23 protein-coding genes are annotated in these 25,524 nt (G+C 70.3%); 12 read left to right on the top strand and 11 right to left on the bottom strand.

The annotated features are described in order from the left end of the window. Positions 1-111 precede the first annotated feature (111 nt). Positions 112-882, top strand: coding sequence for an NYN domain-containing protein (locus tag ACT9AS_RS02160; RefSeq protein WP_445098473.1), 771 nt, complete (start codon positions 112-114; stop codon positions 880-882). 134 nt (positions 883-1,016) lie between these two features. On the opposite strand, the gene ACT9AS_RS02165 is transcribed toward ACT9AS_RS02160, so the two are convergent. Both ACT9AS_RS02165 and ACT9AS_RS02170 read right to left on the bottom strand, forming a co-directional pair. Further along, positions 1,017-3,251 (bottom strand): primosomal protein N', encoded by a 2,235-nt coding sequence (locus tag ACT9AS_RS02165; protein WP_445098474.1) that lies wholly within the window; start codon positions 3,249-3,251, stop codon positions 1,017-1,019. A gap of 96 nt (positions 3,252-3,347) precedes the next feature. After that, positions 3,348-3,551: a hypothetical protein gene (locus ACT9AS_RS02170; RefSeq protein ID WP_445098475.1), complete on the bottom strand. Its 204-nt coding sequence runs from the start codon at positions 3,549-3,551 to the stop codon at positions 3,348-3,350. A gap of 140 nt (positions 3,552-3,691) precedes the next feature. On the opposite strand from ACT9AS_RS02170, the gene ACT9AS_RS02175 reads away from it, so the two are divergent. Together ACT9AS_RS02175 and ACT9AS_RS02180 are read left to right on the top strand one after the other, a co-directional pair. After that, positions 3,692-4,639 carry a hypothetical protein gene (locus ACT9AS_RS02175; RefSeq protein ID WP_445098476.1) on the top strand — a complete coding sequence of 316 codons (948 nt, stop codon included), beginning with the start codon at positions 3,692-3,694 and terminating at the stop codon, positions 4,637-4,639. Further along, a complete protein-coding gene (locus ACT9AS_RS02180) occupies positions 4,626-5,285 on the top strand; it encodes a DUF3106 domain-containing protein (RefSeq protein ID WP_445098477.1) in 660 nt (219 codons plus the stop codon). Before ACT9AS_RS02175 ends, ACT9AS_RS02180 begins: the two co-directional genes overlap by 14 nt. A 4-nt stretch (positions 5,286-5,289) precedes the next feature. Here the strand turns inward: ACT9AS_RS02180 and ACT9AS_RS02185 are convergent, their stop codons facing one another. Continuing rightward, positions 5,290-6,465, bottom strand: coding sequence for a DUF3667 domain-containing protein (locus ACT9AS_RS02185; RefSeq protein ID WP_445098478.1), 1,176 nt, complete (start codon positions 6,463-6,465; stop codon positions 5,290-5,292). 122 nt (positions 6,466-6,587) lie between these two features. Between ACT9AS_RS02185 and ACT9AS_RS02190 the strand changes: the two genes are divergently transcribed. Both ACT9AS_RS02190 and sppA read left to right on the top strand, forming a co-directional pair. Then, complete coding sequence (locus ACT9AS_RS02190) at positions 6,588-8,036, top strand: MATE family efflux transporter (protein WP_445098479.1); 1,449 nt, start codon at positions 6,588-6,590, stop codon at positions 8,034-8,036. A gap of 51 nt (positions 8,037-8,087) precedes the next feature. Beyond that, complete coding sequence (gene sppA, locus ACT9AS_RS02195) at positions 8,088-9,977, top strand: signal peptide peptidase SppA (protein WP_445098480.1); 1,890 nt, start codon at positions 8,088-8,090, stop codon at positions 9,975-9,977. Between the two features lie 198 nt (positions 9,978-10,175). Here sppA and ACT9AS_RS02200 read toward each other — a convergent pair whose 3' ends face one another. Then, positions 10,176-10,412 carry a hypothetical protein gene (locus ACT9AS_RS02200; RefSeq protein WP_445098481.1) on the bottom strand — a complete coding sequence of 79 codons (237 nt, stop codon included), beginning with the start codon at positions 10,410-10,412 and terminating at the stop codon, positions 10,176-10,178. Between the two features lie 90 nt (positions 10,413-10,502). Here ACT9AS_RS02200 and ACT9AS_RS02205 point away from each other — a divergent pair, with 90 nt between their 5' ends. Beyond that, entirely contained in the window at positions 10,503-11,279 is a 777-nt protein-coding gene (locus tag ACT9AS_RS02205) for an SDR family oxidoreductase (RefSeq protein WP_445098482.1), read from the top strand. Between the two features lie 15 nt (positions 11,280-11,294). Here ACT9AS_RS02205 and ACT9AS_RS02210 read toward each other — a convergent pair whose 3' ends face one another. From ACT9AS_RS02210 to ACT9AS_RS02240, 7 genes are all read right to left on the bottom strand, one after another. Beyond that, the gene (locus tag ACT9AS_RS02210; protein WP_445098483.1) at positions 11,295-11,894 is read right to left on the bottom strand and encodes a DUF4124 domain-containing protein; all 600 of its coding nucleotides are present in this window, start codon (positions 11,892-11,894) and stop codon (positions 11,295-11,297) included. Positions 11,895-12,004: 110 nt separating this feature from the next. Further along, positions 12,005-12,790: a DUF4124 domain-containing protein gene (locus tag ACT9AS_RS02215; protein ID WP_445098484.1), complete on the bottom strand. Its 786-nt coding sequence runs from the start codon at positions 12,788-12,790 to the stop codon at positions 12,005-12,007. A 131-nt stretch (positions 12,791-12,921) separates the two neighbouring features. Continuing rightward, positions 12,922-13,485 carry a Sua5/YciO/YrdC/YwlC family protein gene (locus tag ACT9AS_RS02220; protein WP_445098485.1) on the bottom strand — a complete coding sequence of 188 codons (564 nt, stop codon included), beginning with the start codon at positions 13,483-13,485 and terminating at the stop codon, positions 12,922-12,924. Positions 13,486-13,691: 206 nt separating this feature from the next. Further along, entirely contained in the window at positions 13,692-16,145 is a 2,454-nt protein-coding gene (locus ACT9AS_RS02225; protein ID WP_445098486.1) for a DNA topoisomerase I, read from the bottom strand. 235 nt (positions 16,146-16,380) lie between these two features. Next, positions 16,381-16,869 carry a DUF494 family protein gene (locus ACT9AS_RS02230; RefSeq protein WP_445098487.1) on the bottom strand — a complete coding sequence of 163 codons (489 nt, stop codon included), beginning with the start codon at positions 16,867-16,869 and terminating at the stop codon, positions 16,381-16,383. A gap of 76 nt (positions 16,870-16,945) precedes the next feature. Further along, positions 16,946-18,184, bottom strand: coding sequence for a DNA-processing protein DprA (gene dprA, locus ACT9AS_RS02235; protein ID WP_445098488.1), 1,239 nt, complete (start codon positions 18,182-18,184; stop codon positions 16,946-16,948). Between the two features lie 140 nt (positions 18,185-18,324). After that, positions 18,325-19,476 carry a LysM peptidoglycan-binding domain-containing protein gene (locus ACT9AS_RS02240; protein ID WP_445098489.1) on the bottom strand — a complete coding sequence of 384 codons (1,152 nt, stop codon included), beginning with the start codon at positions 19,474-19,476 and terminating at the stop codon, positions 18,325-18,327. Between the two features lie 174 nt (positions 19,477-19,650). Between ACT9AS_RS02240 and def the strand changes: the two genes are divergently transcribed. The 6 genes from def to ACT9AS_RS02270 all read left to right on the top strand — a co-directional run bounded on the left by def (position 19,651) and on the right by ACT9AS_RS02270 (position 25,518). Then, positions 19,651-20,163, top strand: coding sequence for a peptide deformylase (gene def, locus ACT9AS_RS02245; protein WP_445098490.1), 513 nt, complete (start codon positions 19,651-19,653; stop codon positions 20,161-20,163). 30 nt (positions 20,164-20,193) lie between these two features. Beyond that, positions 20,194-21,117: a methionyl-tRNA formyltransferase gene (gene fmt, locus ACT9AS_RS02250; protein WP_445098491.1), complete on the top strand. Its 924-nt coding sequence runs from the start codon at positions 20,194-20,196 to the stop codon at positions 21,115-21,117. A 126-nt stretch (positions 21,118-21,243) separates the two neighbouring features. Beyond that, positions 21,244-22,542 carry a 16S rRNA (cytosine(967)-C(5))-methyltransferase RsmB gene (gene rsmB / locus ACT9AS_RS02255; RefSeq protein WP_445098492.1) on the top strand — a complete coding sequence of 433 codons (1,299 nt, stop codon included), beginning with the start codon at positions 21,244-21,246 and terminating at the stop codon, positions 22,540-22,542. Between the two features lie 80 nt (positions 22,543-22,622). Next, positions 22,623-23,438, top strand: coding sequence for a glycosyltransferase (locus tag ACT9AS_RS02260; protein WP_445098493.1), 816 nt, complete (start codon positions 22,623-22,625; stop codon positions 23,436-23,438). Then, complete coding sequence (locus tag ACT9AS_RS02265; protein WP_445098494.1) at positions 23,435-24,502, top strand: CDP-glycerol glycerophosphotransferase family protein; 1,068 nt, start codon at positions 23,435-23,437, stop codon at positions 24,500-24,502. Before ACT9AS_RS02260 ends, ACT9AS_RS02265 begins: the two co-directional genes overlap by 4 nt. After that, positions 24,502-25,518, top strand: coding sequence for a glycosyltransferase (locus ACT9AS_RS02270; RefSeq protein WP_445098495.1), 1,017 nt, complete (start codon positions 24,502-24,504; stop codon positions 25,516-25,518). The genes ACT9AS_RS02265 and ACT9AS_RS02270 overlap by 1 nt, the downstream gene beginning before the upstream one ends. The last annotated feature ends 6 nt before the right edge of the window (positions 25,519-25,524 follow it).

Raw genomic sequence — 25,524 nt, forward strand, 5'->3', positions numbered from 1 at the left:
CTGCGTTCGCGTGGGCATAGTCTGACAGCCGCGTCGGCGCCGACCAACGGTTGCGCCGCCAACCGCCGCGCGCTGCGGTAGGCTCGATCCACCGCCCCGCAAGGAACCGCCATGGCCGCCAACGACCCGGCAAAACGCATCGCCCTGCTGATCGACGCCGACAACGCGCCGGCGGCCAAGATCGACGTGATCCTCGCCGAGGTCGCGCGCCACGGCGAGGCCAACGTCCGCCGCGCCTACGGCAACTGGAAGAACCCGCACATCAAGGGCTGGGAGGAGCGGCTGCACGCGCATGCGATCCGGCCGATCCAGCAGTTCGCCTACAGCACCGGCAAGAACGCCTCGGACATGGCGATGGTGATCGACGCGATGGACATGCTGTACGCGCGCAACCTCGACGGGTTCGCGATCGTGTCGAGCGATGCCGACTTCACCCCACTGGTGATGCGCCTGCGCAGCGAGAGCCTGAAGGTCTACGGTTTCGGCGAGAAGAAGACGCCGGAGCCGTTCGTGAAGGCCTGCTCGACCTTCCTCTATCTGGAGAACCTGGGGGAACCGGAGAGTCCGGACGCGGTGCCCGCGGCCAAGCCGATGACCGCGGCGGCGCTTCGCGGCGACACGAAGCTGGTGCAACTGCTGCGTTCGGCGGTCGACGCCGCCAGCGGCGATGACGGCTGGTCGCACCTGGGTGCGGTCGGCAGCCAGATCGGCAACCAGACCTCGTTCGACTCGCGCAACTACGGCTACCGCAAGCTCAGCGACCTGATCGAGGCGACCGACCTGTTCGAGGTGCGCCGGAACAACCTCGCGATCCATGTGCGCGACAGGCCGAAGGCGAAGAAGGCCGTGGGCGGGAAGCGGGCGGCGAAGACCGTGAAGTAAACGGAATCACCGCAATGCGTTTCCGCGTTGATGTAGGAGCGACGTAAGTCGCGATTGCACGGCGATCCCGGGCGGCGAGGAAATCGCGACTCACGTCGCTCCTACATCGAAGCAACGCCTACAACGCCAACCCGTCAATACAGATCCACCGGATCCACATCCAGCGACCAGCGCACCTTGCGCGCCCCGGGCAGCGCGTGGATCGCCGGCAATGCGGCATCCAGCGCGCCGTGCAGGGCACGCCGCTCCGGCGCCGACAGCAGCAGCTGCACGCGCTGGTAGCCGGCGCGGCGCGGCATCGGTGCCGGCAACGGGCCGCTGATCTCCAGCGTGCGGTCGGCGTCGCGTTCGATGCAGCCGCGCACCGCCTGGAGGAAGTCGTTGGCGACTTCGACCTGCTTCGCTTCCGCACGCAGCATCGCCAGGTGCGCGAACGGCGGGAAGCCGGCCGCCTCGCGCTGTTCCAGTTCCAGTTCGGCAAACGCGCCATAGCCGCCCGACAGCAGCGTCGCCAGCAACGGGTGCTCCGGATGGTGGGTCTGCAGCAGCACCTGTCCGGCTTTGTCGGCGCGGCCGGCGCGGCCGGCGACCTGGATCAGCAGTTGCGCGAGTTTTTCCGGGGCGCGGAAATCGGCGGAAAACAGGCCCTCGTCGATCCCGACCACCGCCACCAGGGTCAGGTTCGGCAGGTCATGGCCCTTGGCCAGCATCTGGGTGCCGACGAGGATGCCGCGGGTGTCGCCGAACTGCGCCAGGTGCTGCTCCAGCGCGTCGCGACGCCGGGTGGTGCCGCGGTCGATCCGCAGCACCGGAACGTCGGCGAAGCGCGCACGCAGGGCCTCCTCGATCCGCTCGGTACCGGCGCCCTGCGACTGCAGCGCCAGCCCGCCGCAATCGGGGCAGGCGTTCGGCGCGGGCCGGCGCGCGCCGCAGTGGTGGCATTGCAGCCGCCGGCCGCCGGCATGCACGGTCATCGGCGTGCCCTGCTCCGGCAGGCTGCAGCGCGGGCATTGCGCGCTCCAGCCGCAGTCGTGGCACAGCAGCACCGGCGCGTAGCCGCGGCGGTTCTTGAACACCAGCACCTGGCCGCCGGCATCGAGCGCGCGGCCGATCGCGTCCAGCAGCTCCGGCGACAGCCCGGCCTGCAGCGGTCGCTTGCGCACGTCGATCACCCGCACCGCCGGCGGCCGGGCATTGCCGGCGCGCTGCTGCAGGCGCAGGTGGGTGTAGCGCCCGGTCCGGGCGTTGCGCAGCGACTCCAGCGACGGCGTGGCGCTGCCGAGCACGATCGGCACCGCCAGCGCGCGGGCGCGGACCAGGGCGAAGTCGCGGGCGTGGTAGCGGATGCCGTCGAGCTGCTTGAAGCTGCCGTCGTGTTCCTCGTCGATGACGATCAGGCCCGCCTTCGGCAGCGGCAGGAACACCGCCGAGCGCGTGCCGACCACCACCCGCGCCTCGCCACGGCGGCAGGCCGCCCAGGTGCGCGCGCGCTCGCCGTCCGACAGCCCCGAGTGCAGCGCATGCACCGGCACCCCGAGCCGGGCGCGGAAACGGGCCAGCAGTTGCGGGGTCAGGCCGATCTCCGGCACCAGCACCAGTGCCTGCCGGCCGCGCGCGAGGCAGTCGGCGATCGCGTGCAGGTAGACCTCGGTCTTGCCGCTTCCGGTGACGCCGTCGAGCAGGAACGGCGCGAACCCGTCGGTGCCCGCCAGCAGCGCGTCGATCGCCGCCTGCTGTTGCGGGTTGGGCGTCGGGCCCGGCTGCGGGCGCGGCGCCCGCTGCGACGGCGGAATGGCGACGCGTTCGGCCAGCCCGCGCCGGGCCAGCGAGCGCGCGGCGCTGCGCCAGTCGGCGGGCGCCTGCGCGGCGTCGTCATCGAGCGTGGCCTCGTCGAGTGGCCCGGCGAGCAGGCGCTCGGCGAGTCGCCGCGGCCTGCCACTCCGCAGCCCGTCCACGGCGGTCCGCCCGGCCTCGGTCAACTGCCAGGCCCAGTCGTGGGTGTCGGGCAGGGGCTCGCCGTGGCGCAGCGGGCCGGGCAGGGCGGTCGCCAGCACTTCGCCCAGCGGCGCGTGCAGGTAGCGGGCCAGCCAGCGCAGGGAGTCCAGCAGTTCACCGGCGAACAGCGGCTCGGCGTCCAGCACCGCCAGCGCCGGCTTGAGCGCGGGGGCATCGTCCTCGGCGGCCGGCGCCAGTGTGGCGATCACCCCGACCCGTTCGCGCGGCCCGAATGGCACCCGGACCCGCGAACCGACCCCGGCGGTCGGGCCGTCGCCTGCTGGCATCAGGTAATCGAACAGGCGCGGCAACGGCAGCGGCAGGGCGACCCGCAGGACGTTCGGTGCGGGCGGTTTGGGCGGTGCGGGCGGCATGGGCGCCAGTCTAGCGAGCCGCCCGATCGGGCATACGCGGCAGTTGCGCCGCATTGCTTCGGGTTGCCTGACAAAGCGTGCGCAAGTTCGCGTTTTTCAAAGGAAATGGCCGTTATCCACATCGACTGTGGATAACTCTGTGCATGGTCGTCGCCGAAGAATGCGCGATGCCGGTGCCACAAGCGCTTGCGCCGGGTTGGTCAAAAAAGTGCCATGCGCGATAACCGTAAAAAAATCAGACACTTGTCCGTGAAACATCGCTGCAATACGGTCCTGCATTTTCCTGAATGGTTCGTTCATGACGGAAAACCCGCTGCTGTGCACAACCCATCTGGCGCAAGCCCCCGTCACGCTTTGTTCGCGAACTTTTACGGGGCTTGTCAAGCCATCCGGCGGGCGCGTTGCGGTCGCTATGATGCGGTCATGGTGAATTCGTTCCGATGAGTGTCCGTCCTCCGCCGGAGTCCTCCGGCACGTCCCCTTCCGGTACGGCCGTCGCGTCCGCTGCCGGGCGATCGGCGCCGCCGGCGCTGGCCGCGTTCCTGCGCGGGGTCGAGCGCCGCGGCGCGGTGCTGGCCGAGCTGCAATGCGGCGACGCGGCGACCGGGGACGCCGCGCTGGCTGCGACCATGCGGCAGTTCCGCGCCGAGGCCGGTCGCCTGCCGATGGACCAGTGGCCCCGACGGTTCTGGACCTTGCTGCTGGCCCAACCCGGCTTGCGCGAGCATCCGCCGCTGGCGATGGAGCTGGATGCGACCGACTGCCTGGCCAGGCTCGGCGATGGCCCGCGTGCGGCGTTGTTGCTGCGCCTGGCCGCGGGCCTGGAGCCGGTCGAGGCGGCCGCGGTGCTGGGCATCGCCGAGCCGACCTACCAGCTTGCACTGCGGCGCGCGCTGCCGCGCCACGCCGACGGCCGCGCCGACCCGCAGGCCTGGCAGCGCCTGGGCGACCAGGTGCGGCGCCGGATCAAGACCCTGCCGCCGCCACGGCTGGTGCGACTGGGTCGCAACCGCGAGGCCGCCTTGGCCGGGACCGCCGGCCTTGGTGAAGCCGGTCGGCAGGCCGGAGGCGTCGACACCCGCCGGCCGCCGAGTTGGTTGCCGACCGTGCTGTGGGCGCTGCTGGGGCTGTGCGCACTGGCGTTCGCCGCGACCTTCTGGCCGGGCACCGCGCGCTGGCTTGATGGCAGTTCGCGCGGCACGCCCGGGCAGCATGAACTGCCGGCCGAGGCACCGGCGTCACGCTACGGCGCGGAGGCCGGACTGGTCACCCATCGCGACTTTGCGCTGCTGGCCGACCCGGAAGGCCTCGCCGAATCCGAGCAGATCGCGTTCAACAGCTGGCTGGCCGACCATTTCTCCAGCGAGGCCGCCGATGAGTCGCGCTGAACGGTGCGTTCGCCGCCCGCGCTGGCCGTTGCTGGTCGCCGGGCTGTTCGGGCTGGCCGCGCTGGCGCACGCGACGCCGGCGGTGCTGGATGACCTGGAGGCGGTCCTGCCTCAGCTGCAGCCGCAACGGCGCGCGGAGCTGCAGCAGCAAGCGGCGCAATGGACCGCGTGGAGCCCCGGGGAGCGGCGTGCCTTCCTCGACCGTGTCGAACGCTGGAACGCGTTGCCGCCCGCCGGGCGCGGTGCGGCCCGTGAGCGCTACCGGGCGTGGCAGGCCCTGCCCGCCGACGAGCAGGCCCGGGTACGCGCGGCCGCGCGCCGATTTGCGGGCCTGCCGGCGGAGGAGCGGCAGGCGCTGCGCAGCCGGTTCGACGCGCTCGATCGCAGCGAACGCCGCGGCTGGCTGCTCGGCCCGGAACTGGGCGCCGACTACGCCGCGCTGCAGCCGTTGCTGGCGCAGGTCCCGTCGGACGAGCACGCGGACCTGTTACGCGTACTGCGTGCGATGACCCCGCCGCAACGCCACGACCTGTCGGTGCTGGTGCAGCGCACGCCGCCACAGGAGCGTGCACAGCTGCGCCGCGAGCTGGTCTCCACCGCCGCCGGCAACCGCAACGACTGGCTGTGGGACCGCCTGCACCGCTGAACGGTCAGCCGCCCGCCAGCCGCGCGAGGAACGCGATGATCGTCGCGAACAGCAGCATCATGAAATAGACCATGCCGATGGCGAGGTACTTCGGCACGGTCAGCCACCAGCCCTGCTGGTACACGCGTTTCTGCATCAGCAGCAGGTAGACCGGCATCCACACCATCATCGCGGCCGAGGCGGTGGCGATCACGATGCCGATCCAGACCGGCGCGGTCGCCAGCCAGCCGCCGAGCAGCGACAGCAGGAACAACGCCGTCAACGCCAGCAGCAGGAACGCGTGGCTGTACAGCGCCACCACCAGGTGTTCCAGGTAGAGCCGCCGGGTGAACAGGTAGAAGATCTTCAGCAGCAGCGCGAACACCGGCACCAGCAGGAACAGCGCGGTCGGCGCGGACGCCATCATGCCCTGCACCCAGAAGTCGGCCGAGGCGAACGCCTCGCTCTCCATGTTGCGGTCGATGTTGCCGGCCTTGCGGTTGAGCCACGCATTGGCGAAGTCGGGCCACCAGCTGACCACCAACGGGTTGGTTTCCGGATCCCACACACCGTGATGGCCGAGCATGTTGAACTGCAGCCCCTTGCGCCAGGGCTCGGACTTCGACGTCTCCGCCGCGGCCGTGCCGTTCGCGCCCGGATCCCCGCCCAGCTCGACGATGCGGTTCGCCGCCACACCGCGTATCCGGACCTCGGCGGCGATCAGCGCCGGATCCACCCCGGGCGTGTTGCCGGCTTCCACGCGCGCCTGTTCGATCTCGGCCACCAGCTCGTCGCGGGCCTTCTCCACCTCCGCGACCGTCGTCGCCGCGGCGATCGTGTCGATGCCGTCGGTGGAGACCGTCGCATCGTCGAAGTGCATGGTCGCCGCGCCGATGAAGAACGTCAGCACGCTGAGCACCACGAACAGCCGCAGCGGCGCGATGTAGCGCTGGCGGTGGCCGGCGAGGTAGTTGATGGCCGTCCGTCCCGGGCTGGCGAGGTCGCGCAGGGTGCGCCACAAGCGGCCGTCGAGATGCCAGAACGCCTCGAAGAATTCCTCGACCGCATGCGCGGCGTGGCGGATCGGGTTGTGTATCGACTGCCCGCACTGGTGGCAGAACTCGCCCTGCAGGGTGGTATCGCAGTTCTCGCAACGGGTTGGGCTGGCGTGGGCGCCGTGGGGGCTCGCAGCGTCGCTCATCGTGGTTTCTGTTCCATGGGCCGTCACCGGCGAGCGGCTAAGATAGCGGGCCGCCACGACCCGGCGCCAGCGCCCGACATCCGTTCGGCGGCGCGGCTGCAGTCGTGCGATCCGGTCGTTCGATGTCTTCCCCTCCCGTCCCGGCGGCGCCGTCGCCGCGCCTCCCCGACCCGCCACGCCTGTCGAAAGAGGTCCGTCGCACCGGCCTGCTCGCCGCGCCGCTGGTGCTCGGGCACCTGTCGACCGGGCTGATCGGTTTCGTCGATGCGGTGATCGCCGGCCACCACGGCACCGAGACGCTGGCGGCGGTGTCGGTCGGCACTGCGCTGTTCTGGCTGCCGATGATGGTGCCGATGGGCACGCTGATGTCGTTGCCGCCAGCGGTCTCGCAACTCGATGGCGCGGGCCGCCGCGACGAGGTCGGCGCGCTGTTCCGGCAGGGGCTGTGGCTGTCGGTGGTGCTCGGGATCGCGCTGTTCGGCTTCATGACCGCCGCGGTGCATGCGCTCGGACCGATGGGCATCGCGCCGGAGATCGTGCCCGGCGCCAGCGACTTCCTGCGCGGCATCCGCTGGGGCGTGCCGGCGCTGACCCTGTACCTGTGCATGCGCTACCTCTGCGACGGCCTGCACTTCACCCTGCCGACGATGCTGTTCGGGTTCGGCGGACTGTTGCTGCTGGTGCCGCTGGGCTATGCGTTGACCTACGGCCTGTTCGGCATGCCCGAGCGCGGCGCCGGCGGCCTCGGCATCGCCTCGGCGGTCATGCTGTGGGCACAGGCGATCGCGTTCGCGCTGTACCTGAGGCGGGCGCGACGGTTTGCCGGACTGCGCCTGTTCGCGCGCTTCGACCTGCCGCACTGGCCGGCCATCCGCGGGCTGCTCGCGACCGGCCTGCCGATCGGGGTGACGGTGGCGATGGAGGGCGGCCTGTTCGTCACCACCGCGTTGCTGATCGGCCGGCTCGGCGAGATCCCGGCGGCCGCGCACCAGATCGCGATCAACGTCGCCAGCCTGTGCTTCATGATCCCGATGGGCCTGGCCGAGGCGACCACGGTGCGGGTCGGCCATGCGCTCGGCCGCGGTGATGGCTTTGGGGTGCGCCGGGCCGCCAATGCGGGGTACGTGATCGTGCTCGGCACCCAGGCGCTGTCGGCGCTGGTGCTGCTGCTGGGCAACGAGTGGATCGTCGGGTTCTACACCGATGACGTGGCGGTCGCGACGCTGGCCGCGTCGCTGCTGCTGTTTGCGGCGGCGTTCCAGTTCCCCGACGGCGTGCAGGTGCTGTCGGCCGGCGCCCTGCGCGGGCTCGGCGACACCCGCGTGCCGATGCTGCTGGCGGTGCTGGCGTACTGGGGCATCGGCATGCCGCTGGGCGCCGGGCTTGGGCTCGGTCTCGGCTACGGCCCGCGCGGCATGTGGGTCGGCCTGATCGCCGGCCTGCTGGTCGCTTCGGTGCTGCTCGGGACGCGGTTCTGGCGGTCGAGCCGGCCGGCGCGGCTGCAGCGGCTGCTCGGCGCGCGCCCGCTCGACCGCACCCCCGACGCCACCCGGGTGACCAATGACGGATGATTCACCCCGTCCCAGCCGGTAGGCTGTGGAATCGAATCGGAGTTGTCGAAAATGAACCAGCCCCCGCGTCGCGGACCCATCGCCCGCTTCTTCATCGGCTTGTGGGACGCGATGAACTTCACCCGCCGGTTGATCTTCAACCTGGTGTTCTTCGTGCTGCTGATCCTGTTCCTGGCCATCCTCGGCGCCGGCGACCGGGTCGAGCCGCTGCTGGACCGCACCACCCTGGTGATCGCGCCGGAAGGCGCGCTGGTCGAGCAGTACAGCGTCGACCCGGCGACCCGCGCGCTGACCCGGGCGATGGGCGAGAAGAGCGGCGAAGTGCAGTTGCGCGACCTGCTGCGGGCGCTGGACACGGCCGCGACCGACAAGCGGATCGAACGGGTGGTGCTGCAGCTCGACAAACTTGGTGGCGGCGGCATGGCCAGCCGTCGCGAGGTCGCCGCCGCGGTGGCGCGATTGCGCGAGAGCGGCAAGCAGGTGCTGGCGTTCTCCGAAATGATGGGCCAGCAGCAGTACCTGATCGCGGCGCAGGCCAACGAGATCTACCTCGACCCGATGGGCGGCCTGATGCTGGAAGGCCTCGGCCGCTACCGCCAGTACTACCGCGAAGGCCTGCAGGACAAGCTGGGCGTCGACGTGCACCTGTTCAAGGTCGGCGAGTACAAGTCGGCGGCGGAACCGTTCGTGCTCGACGCGGCTTCGCCGGAGTCGAAGCAGGCCGACCTGTACTGGATGAACGACCTCTGGAACCGCTACCTGGCCGATGTCGGCAAGGCGCGCGGGATCGCGCCGGCGACGATCGCCGCCGACATCGACCAGCTGCCGGCCGGGATCGCGGAGGTCAATGGCGACCTCGCCCAGTACGCGCTGCAGCACAAGCTGGTGGATGCGCTGAAGACCCGCGGGCAGCTCGATGAAATGCTGGTCGAGCGGGGTGTCGCCGATTTCGATGCCGAAGGCGGCTTCCGCCAGGTGTCGCTGGACGGCTACCTCGCCCACCTCGACGGCGCGTTGCAGATGGCCGCCGATCCCCGGCCGCAGGTGGCGGTGGTGGTCGCGGCCGGTTCGATCACCGGTGGCGAGCAGCCGCCGGGCACGATCGGTGGCGAATCGACCTCGGCGCTGCTGCGCCAGGCGCGCGACGACAACAACGTCAAGGCGGTGGTGCTGCGCGTGGATTCGCCCGGCGGCGAGGTGTTCGCCTCCGAGCAGATCCGCCGCGAGGTGGTCGCGCTGCAGGACGCCGGCAAGCCGGTGGTGGTGTCGATGGGCGACCTGGCCGCGTCCGGCGGCTACTGGATCAGCATGGATGCCGACCGCATCTACGCCGACCCGTCGACGATCACCGGCTCGATCGGCATCTTCGGCATGATCCCGACCATCCCGCGCGCGCTCGACAGGATCGGCGTCAACACCGATGGCGTCGGCACCACGCGCTTTGCCGGTGCGTTCAACATCACCCGCGAGCTCGACCCGGCGGTCGGCCAGGTCATCCAGTCGGTGATCGAGAAGGGATACCGCGACTTCATCGGCAAGGTCGCCGGCGCGCGCGAGCAGACGGTGGCGAAGATCGACGAGGTCGCCCGCGGCCGGGTCTGGAGCGGCGCGCAGGCCAAGGCGCGCGGGCTGGTCGACGAACTGGGCGGCATCCGTCCCGCGATCGCCGACGCCGCCAAGCGCGCCGAACTCGGCGAGCCCGGCGACTACGCGGTGCGCTACGTCGAGAAGGCGGCATCGCCGTTCGAGCAGTTCTTCACCGGCTTCGCGCAGAGCCGCATCGGCGCGAACCTGCTGGGCGACTCCGCGCTCGCCCGCGGGCTCGTCGCCAAGGCGTTGCCGCAGACCCGCGCCGACATGGCGTTGCTGGAAGGCGCGATCACCCCGGTCGCCGGCGTGCCGGTGAAGGCACTGGCCTACTGCTTCTGCAGCTTGCGGTAGTTCGATGGGATTGTGGCGACGCCCCGCCTGAAGGGGCGTCGTCGTCCGCATATCCGCCGCGCTCCACGAATGTAGGAGCGACGTAAGTCGCGACCGCACGACGCAACCGGGCACCAGTGAAATCGCGACTCACGTCGCTCCTACATCGAAGCGTGACCCCGCCGCGTAAACCGGAACGGGCCGCCGTCCTGTCGCGTCTCAGCCCCCGGCCGCCTCGATCGCCGCACGTTGCGCCTCGGCCGCCTTCTGCATATCCCCTTCCACCGCCTTCGCCTTGTCCAACGGCTCCTGCATCGCATCGCGCAGTCCGGTGGCATGCGCCTGCGGTTCCACCGGGCGTTCCGGGTCGGGCGGCGTCGGCTTGCAGGCGGACAGCGCCAGCGCGGCGCAGCACAGCGCGCTGGCGAGTGCGGCACGGGACAGGTTTCGCGGCATCGCGGAGATCCTCATCGTGGCTCGGGGCTATGCTACGCCGGTCGCGCATCCATCGCAGGTTTCCGCGCGGCGCCCTCGACAGGAGCAGGCATGGACCCCAAACGCTGGCGGCTGGACGGACAACTGGCGCTGGTCACCGGCGGCAGCGCTGGCATCGGCCGCGCGATCGCGCGCGAACTGCTCGGCTTCGGCGCCGACGTGCTGCTGGCCGCGCGCGACGCGGCCGGTCTCGACGATGCCCGCGCCGAACTGCTGGAGGATTTCCCCGAGCGCGAGATGCAGGTATTCGCCTGCGACGTCGGCATCGAGGAGCAACGCCGCGAGCTGCTCGACTGGGTCGAGGATTTCGGCGAGGGCCTGCACATCCTGGTCAACAACGCCGGAGCCAACCTCAGTAAACCCAGCACCGACTACGGCGACGACGAGTGGCGGCAGATCTTCGAGGTCAACCTGTTCGCTGCGTTCGAACTGTCGCGCTACCTGCACCCGCTGCTGACCCGACACGCGGCCTCATCCATCGTCAACGTCGGCAGCGTGTCGGGACTCACCCACGTGCGCACCGGTGCGCCCTACGGCATGAGCAAGGCGGCGATGCACCAGATGACCCGCAACCTCGCGGTCGAATGGGCCGAGGACGGCATCCGGGTCAACGCGGTGGCGCCGTGGTACATCCGCACCCGGCGCACCTCCAGCAAGCTGGCCGATCCCGACTACCTCGACGAGGTGTTGCTGCGCACGCCGCTGGGGCGGATCGGCGAGCCGGAGGAGGTCGCCGCGGCGGTCGCGTTCCTGTGCCTGCCGGCCTCCGGCTACGTCACCGGCGAGTGCATCGCGGTCGACGGCGGGTTCCTGCGCTACGGGTTCTGAGCACCGCGGTTGCGTTCAGTCGCAGGTGCTGTGGGCGACGATCGTGCGGATCCGCTCGAGTTCGGCCGCCGCCGCGTCCGGGTCCTGCGCGCGGTCGAATTCGACGATCGCCTCGCTGCGCATCAGGTGGTCGCGCCAGCTCTCGCACAGCGCCGCTTCGGGCACCGGCTGGCAGAAGTCCGACACCACCATGCAAGCCGCGCCGGCACCCTGCGCCGGGTCGCCACCGAGGCCGGTGGTCCGCATAGGCGCGCACCGCTGTGCCGGGGTGGTGCTGTCGCTGAAATACTCCTCGCGGTTCCAGGTCTTGCAGGCGAACAGCGGGGGCGGTGGCGTGCGCTCGGCCGGCGGGACGGGCGGGTCCGGGGGCGTGTCGGATGCTGGCGTTTCGATCACCGTGGGGACGGGTGTCGGCTCGGTGGGTGGTGCCGGTTCGGGCGCCGGAACCGGGGGTTCGACCGGTGGCGTATACGGCGGTGGCGCCGCGGTCTCGATCACCCGGCGTTCCTCGCGGCTGCCCCCGGGGCAACGCACGTCGTTCTGCACCGTGACCGCGCCGCTGGCGTCGGTGCAGCGGTAGATCACCACCGCGTCCTGTGCGGTCGCGGGGGCCATGAACCCGAGCGCGATCGCGAGGGCGATGATTGGCAGATGCGCCCACGTGCGCGTGATTGCTGCGCGAGACCCGCCGTAGCGAACCACGGACTGCGTCGTCGCCATCGTCATCACCCCGTGCATTCGCGGTCCAGCCGCGCATTGATGCGGTCCTGCTCGGCATCGATCTGCCTGCGCTCGCTCTGCAGTGCGCTGTTGTAACGACGGCCCAGTTCCCAGTGGCGGTCGCGCAGGCGCTGGCAGACTTCGGCGGGCGGCAGCCGCTGGCAGGTGTCACGGATCCAGGTGCCGGGCGTATGGGCAAGGCCCACGGCCGGTGGCAGTTCGGGCGCGCGTTGCGGATCGCCCGGCGGCGGCGGGCTGGACCGGCCGATGCCGTCGAACACCAGGCCATTGCCGAGGTGGCTGCGGCTGCCGGCCGGTCGCACCGGCACGTCCAGCGGCGGGCGCCGGATCACCGGCGGCTGCGTATCGGCCGACGGGCGCCGCGGGTAGGCGTATGGCGGGCGCGCCGGGTAGCCCAGCGTCCACAGCGGGATCCAGCGCGGATTGCCGACCGGGTTGTCGCTGGTGTAGGTCTCGCCGTCGGCGGTGGTGCATTCGTAGACCGGCGCGGGCCGTTCGAGCACCACCACCCGGGTGACGATCTTTTCCGGTGCGGGCGCTGCCGCCGGGGCCGGCGCCGGCTTCGCGGCGGGCCGTGGTGGCGGGTCCTTCGGCCGCTGCATCTCGATCGCCTGTTGCTGCTCGCCGCGCTTGCACGGGGTGTCGCGCAGGGTCAGCGCGCCGCCGGCATCGGTGCAGCGGTAGATCGTGACCTGCTCCGGTCGTGCGTCGGCCCGCGCCACGGGGAGCAGGAGCAGCAGGACGAGCAGCGGCGGCAGGCGATCGTGCATGCCGTCATCTTGCACCGGCTTATGTCGATGCGGGTGAACCCGGCCGCCAATGGCCGGTGCGCGCGTGTCGCTGTCGACAGGCCGCACGCTGCCAGCTGCACGGGTTGGCATCGGCGGGGTCGCGCGCCGGTTCAGGGCCGCAGCACCGTCCCGCTGCACGCATCGCGGATGCGGGTCGGGCTCGACAACCCGCCGGTGTCGCCTTCGACGATCGCATCGACGGCGCCGCGCAGGACGGGGTCGAACGCATCGAGCCGACGCGGCGGTTCGGCGCCGGCCGGGTTGGCGCTGGTCGACACCAGTGGCCCGCCAAACGCGGTGCACAGCGCGATGACGGCCGGGTGCGCGCTGACCCGCACCGCGACGCCGTCGTGGCTGCCGGTGATCCAGCGCGGCACCCGCGCGGTGGCCGGGACGATCCAGGTGTTCGGGCCGGGCCACGAGGCGAGCACGCGCTCGCGCACATCCGCCGGGATGGCGTCCCAGTCGAGCAGGCCGTCGAGATGGCCCAGGGCGCCGGCGATCAGGATCAGGCCCTTGTCGACCGGGCGCTGCTTGAGTGCCAGCAGGCGGGTGACCGCGGCTTCGTCGAACGGATTGCAGCCCAGCCCCCAGACCGCTTCGGTCGGATAGGCGATGACGCCGCCGCGGCGCAGGGCGGCGATGGCGGCGGTGGGCCGGATGGGAGCGGACATGCGGGAAAGCATAGCGCCACGGTCGAGTGTGGCGTGTCGTGACACGGAATGTAGGAGCGACGTGAGTCGCGAACGCCTCGGTAACCGGTGGGTCGACCCGGTTCCGGCCTTCAAGGAAACACGGTGGCGACGGCGAGATCCTGCGCGCAGCGCGCCAGACGCGACAACAGGGAAATCGCGACTTACGTCGCTCCTACACCAGGGTGTCAGGCGGGCTTCTTGGTGGCCTTTTTGACGACTTTCTTCGTGGCCTTCTTTGCGGTGGTTTTCTTTGCCGCCTTCTTGGCGGGCGCTTTCTTCGCGACCTTCTTCGCCGCCGCCTTTTTGACCGCAGCCTTCTTCGCCGGCGCCTTCTTGCCGAAGCCCTTGCGCATCGGCTTGCCGGTCTCCTCCATCAGCTTGACGACTTCCTCCAAGGTCAGCGAGGCCGGCTCGCGGTCCTTCGGGATCTTGCCGTTGAGCTTGCCGTCGCTGAGGTACGGACCGTAGCGGCCGTTGAGGACCTGGATGTCGCTGCCGGCGAACTCCTTGATGATCCGGTTGCGGGCGATCTCCTCCTTCTCCTCGATCAGGAAAACGGCGCGCTCCAGGTCGATCTTGTAGGGGTCGTCCTCTTTCTTCAGCGAGGCGTAGGTACTTCCACGCTTGGCGAACGGCCCGAAGCGGCCGATGCCGACGCTGACGTCCTCGCCGTTGTGCTGGCCGAGGGCGCGCGGCATCTTGAACAGCTCCAGCGCCGCTTCCAGGCTGATCGAGTAGATGCTCTGGCCCGGCTGCAGCGAGGCGAACTTCGGCTTCTCCTCGTCCTCGACCGTGCCCATCTGCACCAGCGGACCGTACTTGCCGATGCGCGCGCTGACCGGGCGGCCGCTGGCCGGGTCGTTGCCGAGGATGCGCACGCTGCCGGCGTCGACCTTGTCGAGTGATTCCTTCTTGTCCTCGACCAGCTCGTGGAACGGCTCCCAGAAGCGCTCCATCAACGGCACCCACGCTTCCTCGCCGCGCGACACCGCATCGAGGTCGTCCTCGAGCTTGGCGGTGAAGTCGTAGTCGACGTACTGGGTGAAGTGCGCCGACAGGAACTTGCTGACCGCGCGGCCGACGTCGGTCGGGCGGAAGCGGCGGCTGTCGAGTTCGACGTACTTGCGGAACAGCAGGGTCGCGATGATCGAGGCGTAGGTCGACGGCCGGCCGATGCCGTATTCCTCCAGCGCCTTGACCAGGCTCGCTTCGGAGAACCGCGGCGGCGGCTCGGTGAAGTGCTGGTCGGCGTGGATGCGGTCGAGCGGGATGCGGTCGCCGGTCTTCATCGGCGGCAGCTTGCGGCCCTCGTCGTCGGCATCGGCGGCCTTGGCGTCCTTGCCTTCCTCGTAGACGGCGAGGAAGCCCGGGTCGATCACGGTGGTGCCGGACACGCGGAAGCTGTGTTCGCTGCCGGCGGCGAGGTCGACCGACACCGTGTTGAGCGTGGCAGGGACCATCTGGCTGGCGACCGCGCGCTTCCAGATCAGCTCGTACAGCCGGCGGGCGTCGTCCTCGAGGAAGCGCGAGACCTGCGCCGGGGTGCGCAGCGCCGAGGTCGGGCGCACCGCCTCGTGGGCCTCCTGCGCGTTCTTCGACTTCGACTTGTAGGTGACCGGCTGGTCGGGCACCGCGCGGGTGCCGTAGTCGCGCGCGATCACGTCGCGGATCTCGCTGACCGCCTCGACCGACAGGTTGACCGAGTCGGTACGCATGTAGCTGATCAGGCCGACCGTGCCTTCGTCGCCGAGCGCCACGCCCTCGTAGAGTTTCTGCGCGACCTGCATGGTGCGCTTGGTGGTGAAGCCGAGCTTGCGCGCGGCCTCCTGCTGCAAGGTCGAGGTGGTGAACGGCGCGGCCGGGCGGCGCTTGCGCTCCTTGCTGGTGACGTCGGTGACGTGCAGCGCGCCGTTGGCGGCGGACACGATGCGCTGGCGCGCGGCCTCGGCGGTGTCGCCGTCGGTGATCGTGAACTGCTCGAACTTCTGTCCGTCGAGCTTGGTCAGGCGCGCGCTGAAGGCCTGGCTCGGATGCTGGCACTCGGCTTCGATCGACCAGTACTCGCGTGCCTTGAACGCCTCGATCTCTTCCTCGCGCTCGACGATCATGCGCAGCGCCGGGCTCTGCACGCGGCCGGCGGACAGGCCGCGCTGGACCTTGCGCCACAGCACCGGCGACAGGTTGAAGCCGACCAGATAGTCGAGCGCGCGGCGGGCCTGCTGGGCGTCGACCAGGTCGCCGGCGATGTCGCGCGGGGCGTTCATCGCCTCCTTGATCGCGCGCGGGGTGATCTCGGTGAACACCACCCGCTGCAGGGTCTTGCCGTCGAGCAGGCCGCGCTCGCGCAGGATCTCGGCGATGTGCCAGCTGATCGCCTCGCCCTCGCGGTCCGGGTCGGTCGCGAGGTAGACGGCGTCGGCGCCCTTGGCGGCCTTGGCGATCGCGGCGACGTGCTTCTCGTTCTTCTCGATCAGGTCGTAGCGCATCGCGAAGTCGGCGGCGGGATCGACCGCGCCCTCCTTCGGCACCAGGTCGCGGACATGGCCATAGGAGGCCAGGACGATGAAGTCCTTGCCGAGGTATTTGTTGATCGTCTTGGCCTTGGCCGGCGACTCGACGATGAGGAGGTTCTTGGCCACGCGGCAGAGCCTGTCGTTGGGGGCGAGGGCGCGCCGTGAAGAAGGCGCGCTGTCCAAGCCGGATGGGAGTGCCGGGAATGGCCGGAACCGGACAAGGGCGACGCCCGGGGCGGACCCCGGGCGTTCAGGAATGCTTCTTTAGTGGAATCACGCGGCAGGCGTTGCTGTCAAGCCGATGCGCGGGCGTCCTGCGCGAAACCGGCCGCAAGCCACACATTATTGATGGTCCTGCCGCTCAGTGCACCGGTTCCGGGTCTTCCTCGAACATCTGGGTTTCCATCCAGGCGTAGGCCGCCTCGCTGCCGGGCTGGTTGAACAGCACCATCAGCACCACCCACTTGAGGTCGTCCAGGTCGATGCCGTCCTGGTCCAGCGCCATCGCCCGGTCCAGCACCAGCTCGCGCTGGCCGGCATCGAGGATGCCGTGCTGCTCCAGGAACAGCAGGAAGCCCCGGCAGTCGGTGTCGAGGCGGTCGAGTTCGGGGCCGGCATAGACCCGGACCGGGCCGTCGGCACGCGCAGGCGTCGCCGCCGGCCGCTGCAGGGCCAGCGCGTCGAGCCATTCGAAGGCCTTGTTGATCTCCGCCGGGCTGAACCCGGCCTGGCCCAGCTCCTGGAACAATGGGCCGCTTTGCAGGTTGTCGCGGTCGCGGACGAGGTCCGCATCTTCGGTGAAGTAGTGTTCGAACAGGTACAGCAGGACGTCCAGGATGCTCTCTTTCATTTCCCCTCGGCCTGCGCCGCAAGCGGCGCGGTGGGTCAGGAGTTGCTGAGACCGCCGACCCCGTTCAGGCATGGGTTCAGCGGTTGCGAAAATACCGGCCGTGTTGCACCGCCACGCGACCCTCCAGCTCCATGAGCAGCAGCATGGATGACAGTCGTGCGGCCGTCAATCCGGTGCGTTCGACCAACTGGTCCATACCGGTTGGGTCGTGACCGAGTGCACACCACACGATGTGGTGGTCACCGTCCACACCGTCGTTGGCCTCCGGCTGCCGGTTTGGACCACGGGTAGCGGCCGGCGGTTCAATCCGGGCAGGCCCCGGCGAATCCGTGATCGTTCCGTGGTCAGGATCATGAAGGCCGGCGCTGGCGACGGCATGGCCCTCCGACGTGGGGGCGAGCAGGTGCTGGCGCAAGTCGCCGGCGAGGTTCGCCACGGCCGGGGCGAGCAGGTCGACCACCTCCTGCGGATGTTCGACCAGCGCGGCGCCATCACGGATCAGCCGGTGGCAGCCGCGTGCGAGCGGATTGTGGATCGAGCCCGGCAGGGCCATCACCTCGCGTCCGCAGTCGGCCGCGAGCCGGGCGGTGATCAGCGCGCCGGAGCGGTGCGCGGCCTCGATCACCAGGGTGCCGAGGCTTAGCCCGGCGAGGATGCGGTTGCGGCTCGGGAAATGCTCCTTGCGCGGCCCGGTTCCCGGCAGGTGTTCGCTGACGATGGCGCCATGTTTGGCGATTTTTTCGTGCAACTCGTGGTTGCTGCGGGGGTAGGCCACGTCCGGCCCGGTGCCGAGGACGGCTACGGTCGGCGCATCGCTGGCGAGGGCGGCATGGTGGGCGGCGGTGTCGATGCCCGCGGCCATCCCGCTGGCGACCAGCAGGCCGGCGGCACCCAGTGCGCGGGTGAACGCGACCGTGTTCTCGCGGCCGACCGGAGTTGGCGAGCGACTGCCGACGATCGCCACCGCCGGCCGCCACAGCAGGGCGGGGTCGCCAGTGACGAACAGCGCCAGCGGTGGATTCGGGCTACGCCGCAGCAACGGCGGGTAGTCGGGATGGTGCCAGCCGAGCAGGTGGTGGTCGGCACCCGCGAGCCAGTCGCGGGCGCGGGCCAGTTCGGCCGGGGCCGGACCACGCAATGCGGCGACCTGGCTCGTGGAAAGGCCGCTGGCGCGCCACAGCGCGGCGGCGGCCAGCGCTGCGGCGGGTCGTGCCTGTTCCAGCAGATGCCGCCTCGGCGCCGCGGCGCCCCCGCACGTGATCAGGCGCAGCAGGGCTTCGGCGTCGGCGGGTGTGTCGGCGGCGGATCCAGGCATCCCCGAACGCGTGGGGAAGTCGGTGAAAAGGTCGGTGCGCGTGGCGGAGTCGGGAGTCGGCATCCGCCCAGCATCGGCCGCAAACGACGACGGCGCCCTAGGGCGCCGTCGCGTGCTGCGGTAGGGAAATCCCTACTCGATCAGTAAGGCGCGTCCGGGTGCTTGAGCTCGTGGCCGACCTGGACCGGCCGGATCGCGTCCATCACCAGCGCGTAGCTGACCTTGTCGAAGGTGCGGAACACCATCAGGTGGCCGGCGAACTCGTCCGGCAGGCGCACCTTGCTGTTCTTGCCGAAGGTGTCCTCGCTGCGATCCCACGGCCCGTTCTCGACCCGGTCGACCACCGAGTTGCCGACCTGCCAGCTGGAGAACACGGTGCCGTTGTCGACGCCGTCGCGGGCGCCGACCGAGATCGCCACCACGTCGCGCGGGCCGCCGGTGCTCAGCATGTCGGCGACCGCCATGATGCGGGCGCGACCGAAGTCGAGCTGGCGGCTGGGGGCGTGCGGGAAGAACTGCAGGTCGTACGGCTGGGCCTCGACCGGGATCAGGCGGTCGCCGACCCGGACTTCGCGGCCGCTGTCGTCCAGCAGCAGGGTGGTGACCTCGATCCCGCCGACTTCGCCACGGGTGACGGTGCCGGTGTTCTGCCGCATCAGCTCGTAGCCGAGCAGTTCGTGGCCGTTGTCGGACACCACCGCGTTGGTCCAGTACTGCTCGAAATCGACCGTGCGCTTGCCGCGGAAGTCGAGATCGTCCTTGTGGAAGATGTCGCAGCAGGCTTCGCGGTCGAGCCGGGTGTAGCGCTGGGTCGGGCGGACCACCTGGTAGCGCTGGCCCGGCTGGGCGTTCTCGAGGCCTTCGATGTAGGCGACCTGGCCCTGGGTGCCGCGCAGTCGCTCGCTCTCGAGCGACACCACGTAGGGCAGCTGCTCGAACCCGTCGACCACGCGCAGGTCCTTCAGGAACGGCTCGACGTCCGACAGCGGCACGCCGGTCACCGGGGCGACCTCGCGCGGGCCGGCTTCGGCCACGGTCACGCGGTCGAGGTAGGCCAGCGACAGCACGTCGCCCGGGTAGATGAGGTGTGGATTGGCCACCTGCGGGTTGGCCTGCCAGATTTCCGGCCACAGCCACGGCTTCTCGAGGAAGCGTCCGGCGATATCCCACAAGGTGTCGCCCTTCTGCACCACGTAGGTGTCAGGATGGTCGCCACGGATTTCGGCGGCCAGCGCATGGGCGGCAATCGTCAGCAACGCAGCGGTCATCACCGCACGGATCGGTTTTAGCATGGCAGTTCTACCTGATTCCCCTTGCAGGTGCGCCCGAGCGTCAGTAACTGACGGTGGGGGCTGCCCGCACTATAGCCCAGAAGAACCGCGCGGTTGCAAGCAATCCGGCCCGCCAACGGCGTTACAATCCATCGGCTGCTTGTGGTTGTGACCCACGCCCCCATTTTCAGAGCCATGGCCCTTTTACCGATACTCGAATTCCCCGATCCGCGCCTGCGCACCGTCGCCGCGCCCGTCGACCTGTCGCACGTGGCGTCGCCGGAGTTCCAGCAACTGCTCGACGACATGTTCGAGACCATGTACGCCGCGCCCGGCATCGGCCTGGCGGCGAGCCAGGTCGACGTGCACCAGCGCTTCATGGTGATCGACGTCAGCGAGGAGAAGGACCAGCCGCTGGTGTTCATCAACCCGGAGATCACCGAGCGCGCCGGTGAGCAGGTCTGCCAGGAAGGCTGCCTGTCAGTGCCGGGGATCTTCGCCGACGTGACCCGCTCCGACCGGATCACGGTCAAGGCGATCGGCCGCGATGGCCAGCCGTTCGAGATGCGGGTCGACGACCTGCTGGCGGTCTGCGTGCAGCACGAGATGGACCACCTGCTGGGCAAGCTGTTCGTCGATTACCTGTCGCCGCTGAAGCGCGAGATGGTGCGCAAGAAGCTGGCCAAGGCCAAGCGCAACGCGGCCTGAGTGCCGCGGCGGCGGCTGTAGAATCGCCGCATGAGAATTGTCTTTGCCGGAACCCCCGAGTTCGCCGTGCCGTGCCTGCGCGCGGCGGCCCAGCGCAATGAAGTCGTCGCCGTGTATACCCAGCCCGACCGTCCGGCCGGGCGTGGTCGCACGCTGGCGCCGTCGCCGGTCAAGCGCGAGGCGCTGCTGCGCGGGATCGAGGTGCTGCAGCCGGAGAACTTCAAGACCCCGCTGTCGCGCGAGGCGCTGGCCGCGCTCAAGCCCGACCTGCTGGTGGTGGTCGCCTACGGCCTGATCCTGCCGCAGGCGGTGCTCGACATCCCGACCCACGGTTGCTGGAACGTGCACGCCTCGCTGCTGCCGCGCTGGCGCGGCGCGGCACCGATCCAGCGGGCGATCCAGGCCGGTGACGGGCAGACCGGGGTCTGCCTGATGCAGATGGAGAAGGGCCTCGACACCGGGCCGGTGCTGTTGAAGCAGGCGATCGACATCGGCGCCGACGAGACCGGCGGCCACTTGCACGACCGCCTCGCCACGCTCGGTGCGCAGGTGCTGGCCGATGGCCTCGGGCTGCTGCGCGCCGGCATCCGCCCGGTGCCGCAACCGCAGCCGGGCGAGGGCGTGACCTACGCCCACAAACTCGACAAGGCCGAGGCGCGGCTCGACTGGTCGCGTCCGGCGACCGAGCTGGCCAACACCGTGCGCGCATTCAACCCGTGGCCGATGGCCGAAGCGCAACTGGCCGGCGAACGCGTGCGCCTGCATGGCGCGGTGGCGCTGTCGCTGTCCCACGCCGCTGCGCCGGGGACCGTACTGCTGGCCGGCCGCGACGGCATCGACGTCGCCTGTGGCGAAGGTGCGCTGCGGATCCGCGTGCTGCAACGCGACGGTGGCAAGGCGATGAGCGCCGCCGATTACCTCAACGGCCGGCGCGACCTCGCGGCCGGTGCATAGGGCTTGTTTCGATGACGATGGCCGTTTGCCCGATGGTAGGAGCGACGTGAGTCGCGTCCTGTACATCCTCTTCAGCGTTCGGCGGGTCGCGACTCACGTCGCTCCTGCAAGAACGGAATGCCGCGCATGAAACCCGCCGTCGGAACCCAGCCGCGCCTCATCGCGACCCGTGTGCTCGACGCGGTGTTGCACCGCGGCCGTTCGCTCAAGGCAGAACTGGCGACTTCGCTCGATGCGTTGCCCGATCCGCGCGACCGCGCGCTGGTAGAGGCGATCTGCTTCGCGGTGCTGCGCGAGGGCGCACGCTTCGATGCGGCACTGGCGGCCTGGCTGCCGCGACCGCTGGCCAAGCGCGATCGCGAGCTGCGCGCGTTGCTGCTGGCCGGCTTCGCCCAGCTCGACCCGCTCGGCCTGCCGCCGCACGCGGCCGTGGGCGCGACCGTCGAGGCCGCGCGCGCGCTCGGCCGCCAGCACCAGTCGAGGCTGGTCAATGCGTTGTTGCGCCGCGCCCAGCGCGAAGGCCTGCCGGCCGCCGAAGCGGGAGCGCAGTGGCCGCAATGGCTGCGTGCACGGATCGAACACGACTGGCCCGGCCAAAGCCGGGCGATCTTCGCCGCGAGCGCGCAGGCGCCACCGCTGTGGCTGCGGGTCAACCACCGGCAGGGCACGCGCGATGCCTATCGGGAACAGCTGCGGCATGCCGGCATCGACGCGATATCCAACCCCGACCTCGCCGACGGCCTGCGGCTCGACACCCCGGTGCCGGTCGCCACGCTGCCGGGCTTCGCCGACGGCGCGGTGTCGGTACAGGACGGCGCCGCCCAGCGTGTCGCCGATGCACTCGCGCCGCCCCCGGGGGGCCGTGTGCTGGATGCCTGCGCCGCGCCCGGCGGCAAGTCCGCGCACCTGCTCGAACGCGACCCGGCCCTGCAGCTGACCGCGCTCGACATCGACCCGGCGCGGCTGCGGCAGGTCCGCGAAACCCTCGACCGCCTGCAACTCGCCGGCAACATCGAACTGCGCGCCGCCGACGCCGTCGACCTGGACAACTGGTGGGACGGCACGCCGTTCGACGCGGTGCTGCTGGACGCACCGTGTTCGGCCACCGGCATCGTTCGGCGCCAGCCCGACGTGTTGCTGCACCGGCGCGAGTCGGACCTGTCCGCACTGGTCGCCACCCAGGCCGCGCTGCTCGATGCGCTGTGGCGCACCGTCGCTCCCGGCGGCGTGCTGCTGTACGCGACCTGCTCGATCCTCAAGGCCGAGAACACCGCGCAGGTCGACGCCTTCCTCGCGCGCACGCCCGACGTGAGCGCCGAACCGCTCGATGCCGCGTTCGGCCACGCCAGCGGTGCCGGCCGCCAGCGCCTGCCTGGCGAGGACGGCATGGACGGGTTTTTCTACGCGCGCCTGCGCAAGGCCTGATCCCGGTTGGGGCCAGGCCTGGTGGTGTTTCGGAGTCCGCGATCTCCATCCGGGAGTGCGCGACGGATTACTATCCCGCCATGTCACATCTTCCCATCAGCCTTGTGGTTATCACCCACAACGAGGCAAACAACATCGCGCGCTGCCTGGACAGCGTGCCATTCGCGTCCGAAAAGCTCGTCGTCGACAGCGGCAGCGACGATGACACCGTGGCGGTGGCCCAGGCCCACGGAGCACGCGTGGTCCACCAGGACTGGCTGGGGTTCGGTGCTCAACGCAACTTCGCCAGTACCCAGGCATCCCACGACTGGATACTGGTGCTGGACGCAGACGAATTCCTTGAACCGGCGCTGGTGGCCGAACTGGAAAGCAGGTTGCCGTCGATGCTCCAGAGCGGAGCCGCGGTCGGAATTCTCCGCCGCAGCACCTGGTACATGGGCGCCCCGATGCGCTGGTACCGACCGATGGTGGGCGAGAAGGTGGAGCGCCTTTACCACCGTGGACGTGCGCGCTGGACCGACGCACGGGTCCACGAGTCGCTGCGTTTCGAGGGTGCGGCGGAAATGTTCGAAGCGCCCTTCCATCACCTCCACAACCCGACGCTGCCGCACAAGCAGCTCAAGGTATTGCGTTACGCCGAGTTGAAATGCCGCGACTGGCACGCGCGCGGGCGTGCGCCGCGGATATGGATGGCGCCGCTTGTCTATCTGGCCGCCTTTCTGAAGGACTGGCTGTTGCGCCTGGCGATCCTGGATGGCTGGCGTGGCTTCATCGTCGCCCACGTCGCCGCCAGTTATGCGATCTACAAGCGGTTGCGCTACTACGAGATGCACCGGAACCCCGGGTCGATCGAAAGCGCGCGCGATGTGCTGCTGCGCCACGGGTTGGATCGATGACCGGGCGTCGTGGTACCGGCGCCCCGGCTGATCCGAAGCGCTACCTGCTCTACGGCTCGGTGCGCTACGCGCTCGGCATCCTGCGGCCACTGCAGGCGGCGGCGCGCGCGCGCGGCGACGAGGCGGCGTGGTTCTTCGATGGCGGCGACGGCGCCGACGAGCTGGGCGCCGACGAGCGCCTGCTGACCAGCGTCGAGCAGGTGCGCGACTGGAACCCGACCGCGATCCTCACCTCCAGCAACGCGCTGCCGCACTTCATGCCGGGGGTGAAGGTGCAGACCTTCCACGGCTTCGACGCCGGCAAGCCGCGGCACATCTACATCCGCCCGTTCTTCGACCTGTACTGCACCACCGGTCCGCAGGACACCGCCGCGTTCCAGGCGCTGGCCGACCGCAAGCGTTTCTTCCGCGTGATCGAGACCGGCTGGCCCAAGCTCGACCCGTTCCTGGCCAGCCTCCCGGCCACGCTGCCGCCGGTGCGCGAGCCGCCGGTGATCCTTTACCACTCGACGTTCTCGCCATCGTGGAGCGCGGCGAAGACGCTGCACGACGAGGTCAAGCGGCTCTCGCGCGACGGCCGCTGGCGCTGGATCGTGACCCTGCATCCGAAGATGGATCCGGAGGTGGTCGCAATGTACCGCGCGCTGGAGAACGAATACCTGCGCTTCGCCGACGACGACAACATCCTCGACCTGTTCGGCCAGGTCGACATGATGTGCTCGGACACGTCCTCGGCGCTGAGCGAGTTCCTGCTGACCGGCAAGCCGGTGGTGACGTTCAGGAACCGCCGGCCCGGGCCGCAGCTGATCGACATCGATGACCCGGCCGACTTCGAGCCGGCGATCGAACGCGCGCTGTCGCGACCGCCGGAGTTGATGGCGGCGATCCGCGAGTTCGGCGAACGCATCCATCCATACCGCGACGGCCGTTCGAGCGAGCGCACGCTGGAGGCGGTCGACCGCTTCCTTGTCGAGGGCGGCACCGCGTCGCTCAAGCCCCGGCCGCTCGACCCGTGGCGCAAGTTCAAGCTGCGCCGCCGGCTGAACTACTGGGGACCGGTCTGATGCGGATCGTCCACCTGATCCTGACCAGCCGCTTCGCCGGCAGCGAGCGCCATGCGCTGGAACTGGCCGCGGCGCAGGCCGCCGACCACGACGTGACCGTGGTGCTGCGCCGCGCCGGTACCGCGTCGCGGGCCGATGCGATCGCCCACCGGGTCGACCCGCGGGTCAAGGTCGAGGTGGTCGGGAACCTGTTCACCGCGTGGCAGGCGCGCCGCGTGTTGCGGCGGCTGCGACCGGACGTGGCGCACGCGCACCTCAGCGGCGGCTGCCGCGCGCTGCACGGTCTCGACGTGCCCGGTTGCCTGCGCGTGGCGACCCTGCACATCCACTACAAGCCGCGCCAGCATGATGCGCTGGATGGGCTGATCGCGATCGCGCCGTGGCAGCTCGATTCGATTCCCGCGCCACTGCGCGCGCAAACGGTGCAGATCGACAACTGGACGTTGCCGCGACCGGCCAGCGATGGCGCGCGTGCGCGGTTGCGCGCCGGGCACGGCATCGACGACGGCACCTTCGTGGTCGGTGCGCTGGGCCGGGTAGAGCCGGGCAAGGGGCTGGACGTGCTGGTCGAGGCATTCAAGCGCGCGCAGTTGCCCGATGCGCGGCTGGTGATCGTCGGCCAGGGCAAGGCGTGGAAGACCGTGCGCGAGCAGGCCGGGCCGGAGGTGCTGATGCCGGGGTTCGCCGAGCATCCGCAGGACTGGCTGGCGGCGTTCGACGGTTTTGTCAGCGCGGCGCGGCGCGAGCCGTTCGGGCTGGTGCTGCTGGAGGCGATGCAGGCCGGCCTGCCGATCGTCGCCACCGCCAGCGACGGCGCGCGCCACCTCGCATCGAAACTGCAGGAACCGCTGGTGCCGATCGACGATGCCGCGGCGCTGGCCAAGGCGTTGCAGCGGATGCATGCCGCGGGACAGTGTCGGCTGGCGTACCCGATGGATGCGTTCCGGATCGAGTCGAAGCTGGTGCAGATCGAGGCGTTCTACCGCGACGGCCTGGCGCGGCTGCGCGGCGCCTGAGCCGCG

The organism is Lysobacter sp. F60174L2 (genome assembly GCF_052547135.1).

Coding starts and splice junctions, on each gene's coding strand:
- ACT9AS_RS02180 (WP_445098477.1), top strand. CDS start 4,626: ATGAGTCGCGCTGAACGGTGCGTTCGCCGCCCGCGCTGGCCGTTGCTG.
- ACT9AS_RS02185 (WP_445098478.1), bottom strand. CDS start 6,465: ATGAGCGACGCTGCGAGCCCCCACGGCGCCCACGCCAGCCCAACCCGT.
- ACT9AS_RS02200 (WP_445098481.1), bottom strand. CDS start 10,412: ATGCCGCGAAACCTGTCCCGTGCCGCACTCGCCAGCGCGCTGTGCTGC.
- fmt (WP_445098491.1), top strand. CDS start 20,194: ATGAGAATTGTCTTTGCCGGAACCCCCGAGTTCGCCGTGCCGTGCCTG.
- ACT9AS_RS02210 (WP_445098483.1), bottom strand. CDS start 11,894: ATGGCCCCCGCGACCGCACAGGACGCGGTGGTGATCTACCGCTGCACC.
- rsmB (WP_445098492.1), top strand. CDS start 21,244: ATGAAACCCGCCGTCGGAACCCAGCCGCGCCTCATCGCGACCCGTGTG.
- ACT9AS_RS02190 (WP_445098479.1), top strand. CDS start 6,588: ATGTCTTCCCCTCCCGTCCCGGCGGCGCCGTCGCCGCGCCTCCCCGAC.
- ACT9AS_RS02170 (WP_445098475.1), bottom strand. CDS start 3,551: ATGAACGAACCATTCAGGAAAATGCAGGACCGTATTGCAGCGATGTTT.
- ACT9AS_RS02205 (WP_445098482.1), top strand. CDS start 10,503: ATGGACCCCAAACGCTGGCGGCTGGACGGACAACTGGCGCTGGTCACC.
- ACT9AS_RS02240 (WP_445098489.1), bottom strand. CDS start 19,476: ATGCTAAAACCGATCCGTGCGGTGATGACCGCTGCGTTGCTGACGATT.
- ACT9AS_RS02270 (WP_445098495.1), top strand. CDS start 24,502: ATGCGGATCGTCCACCTGATCCTGACCAGCCGCTTCGCCGGCAGCGAG.
- ACT9AS_RS02165 (WP_445098474.1), bottom strand. CDS start 3,251: ATGCCGCCCGCACCGCCCAAACCGCCCGCACCGAACGTCCTGCGGGTC.
- ACT9AS_RS02160 (WP_445098473.1), top strand. CDS start 112: ATGGCCGCCAACGACCCGGCAAAACGCATCGCCCTGCTGATCGACGCC.
- def (WP_445098490.1), top strand. CDS start 19,651: ATGGCCCTTTTACCGATACTCGAATTCCCCGATCCGCGCCTGCGCACC.
- ACT9AS_RS02260 (WP_445098493.1), top strand. CDS start 22,623: ATGTCACATCTTCCCATCAGCCTTGTGGTTATCACCCACAACGAGGCA.
- dprA (WP_445098488.1), bottom strand. CDS start 18,184: ATGCCTGGATCCGCCGCCGACACACCCGCCGACGCCGAAGCCCTGCTG.
- ACT9AS_RS02175 (WP_445098476.1), top strand. CDS start 3,692: ATGAGTGTCCGTCCTCCGCCGGAGTCCTCCGGCACGTCCCCTTCCGGT.
- sppA (WP_445098480.1), top strand. CDS start 8,088: ATGAACCAGCCCCCGCGTCGCGGACCCATCGCCCGCTTCTTCATCGGC.
- ACT9AS_RS02215 (WP_445098484.1), bottom strand. CDS start 12,790: ATGCACGATCGCCTGCCGCCGCTGCTCGTCCTGCTGCTCCTGCTCCCC.
- ACT9AS_RS02230 (WP_445098487.1), bottom strand. CDS start 16,869: ATGAAAGAGAGCATCCTGGACGTCCTGCTGTACCTGTTCGAACACTAC.
- ACT9AS_RS02220 (WP_445098485.1), bottom strand. CDS start 13,485: ATGTCCGCTCCCATCCGGCCCACCGCCGCCATCGCCGCCCTGCGCCGC.
- ACT9AS_RS02265 (WP_445098494.1), top strand. CDS start 23,435: ATGACCGGGCGTCGTGGTACCGGCGCCCCGGCTGATCCGAAGCGCTAC.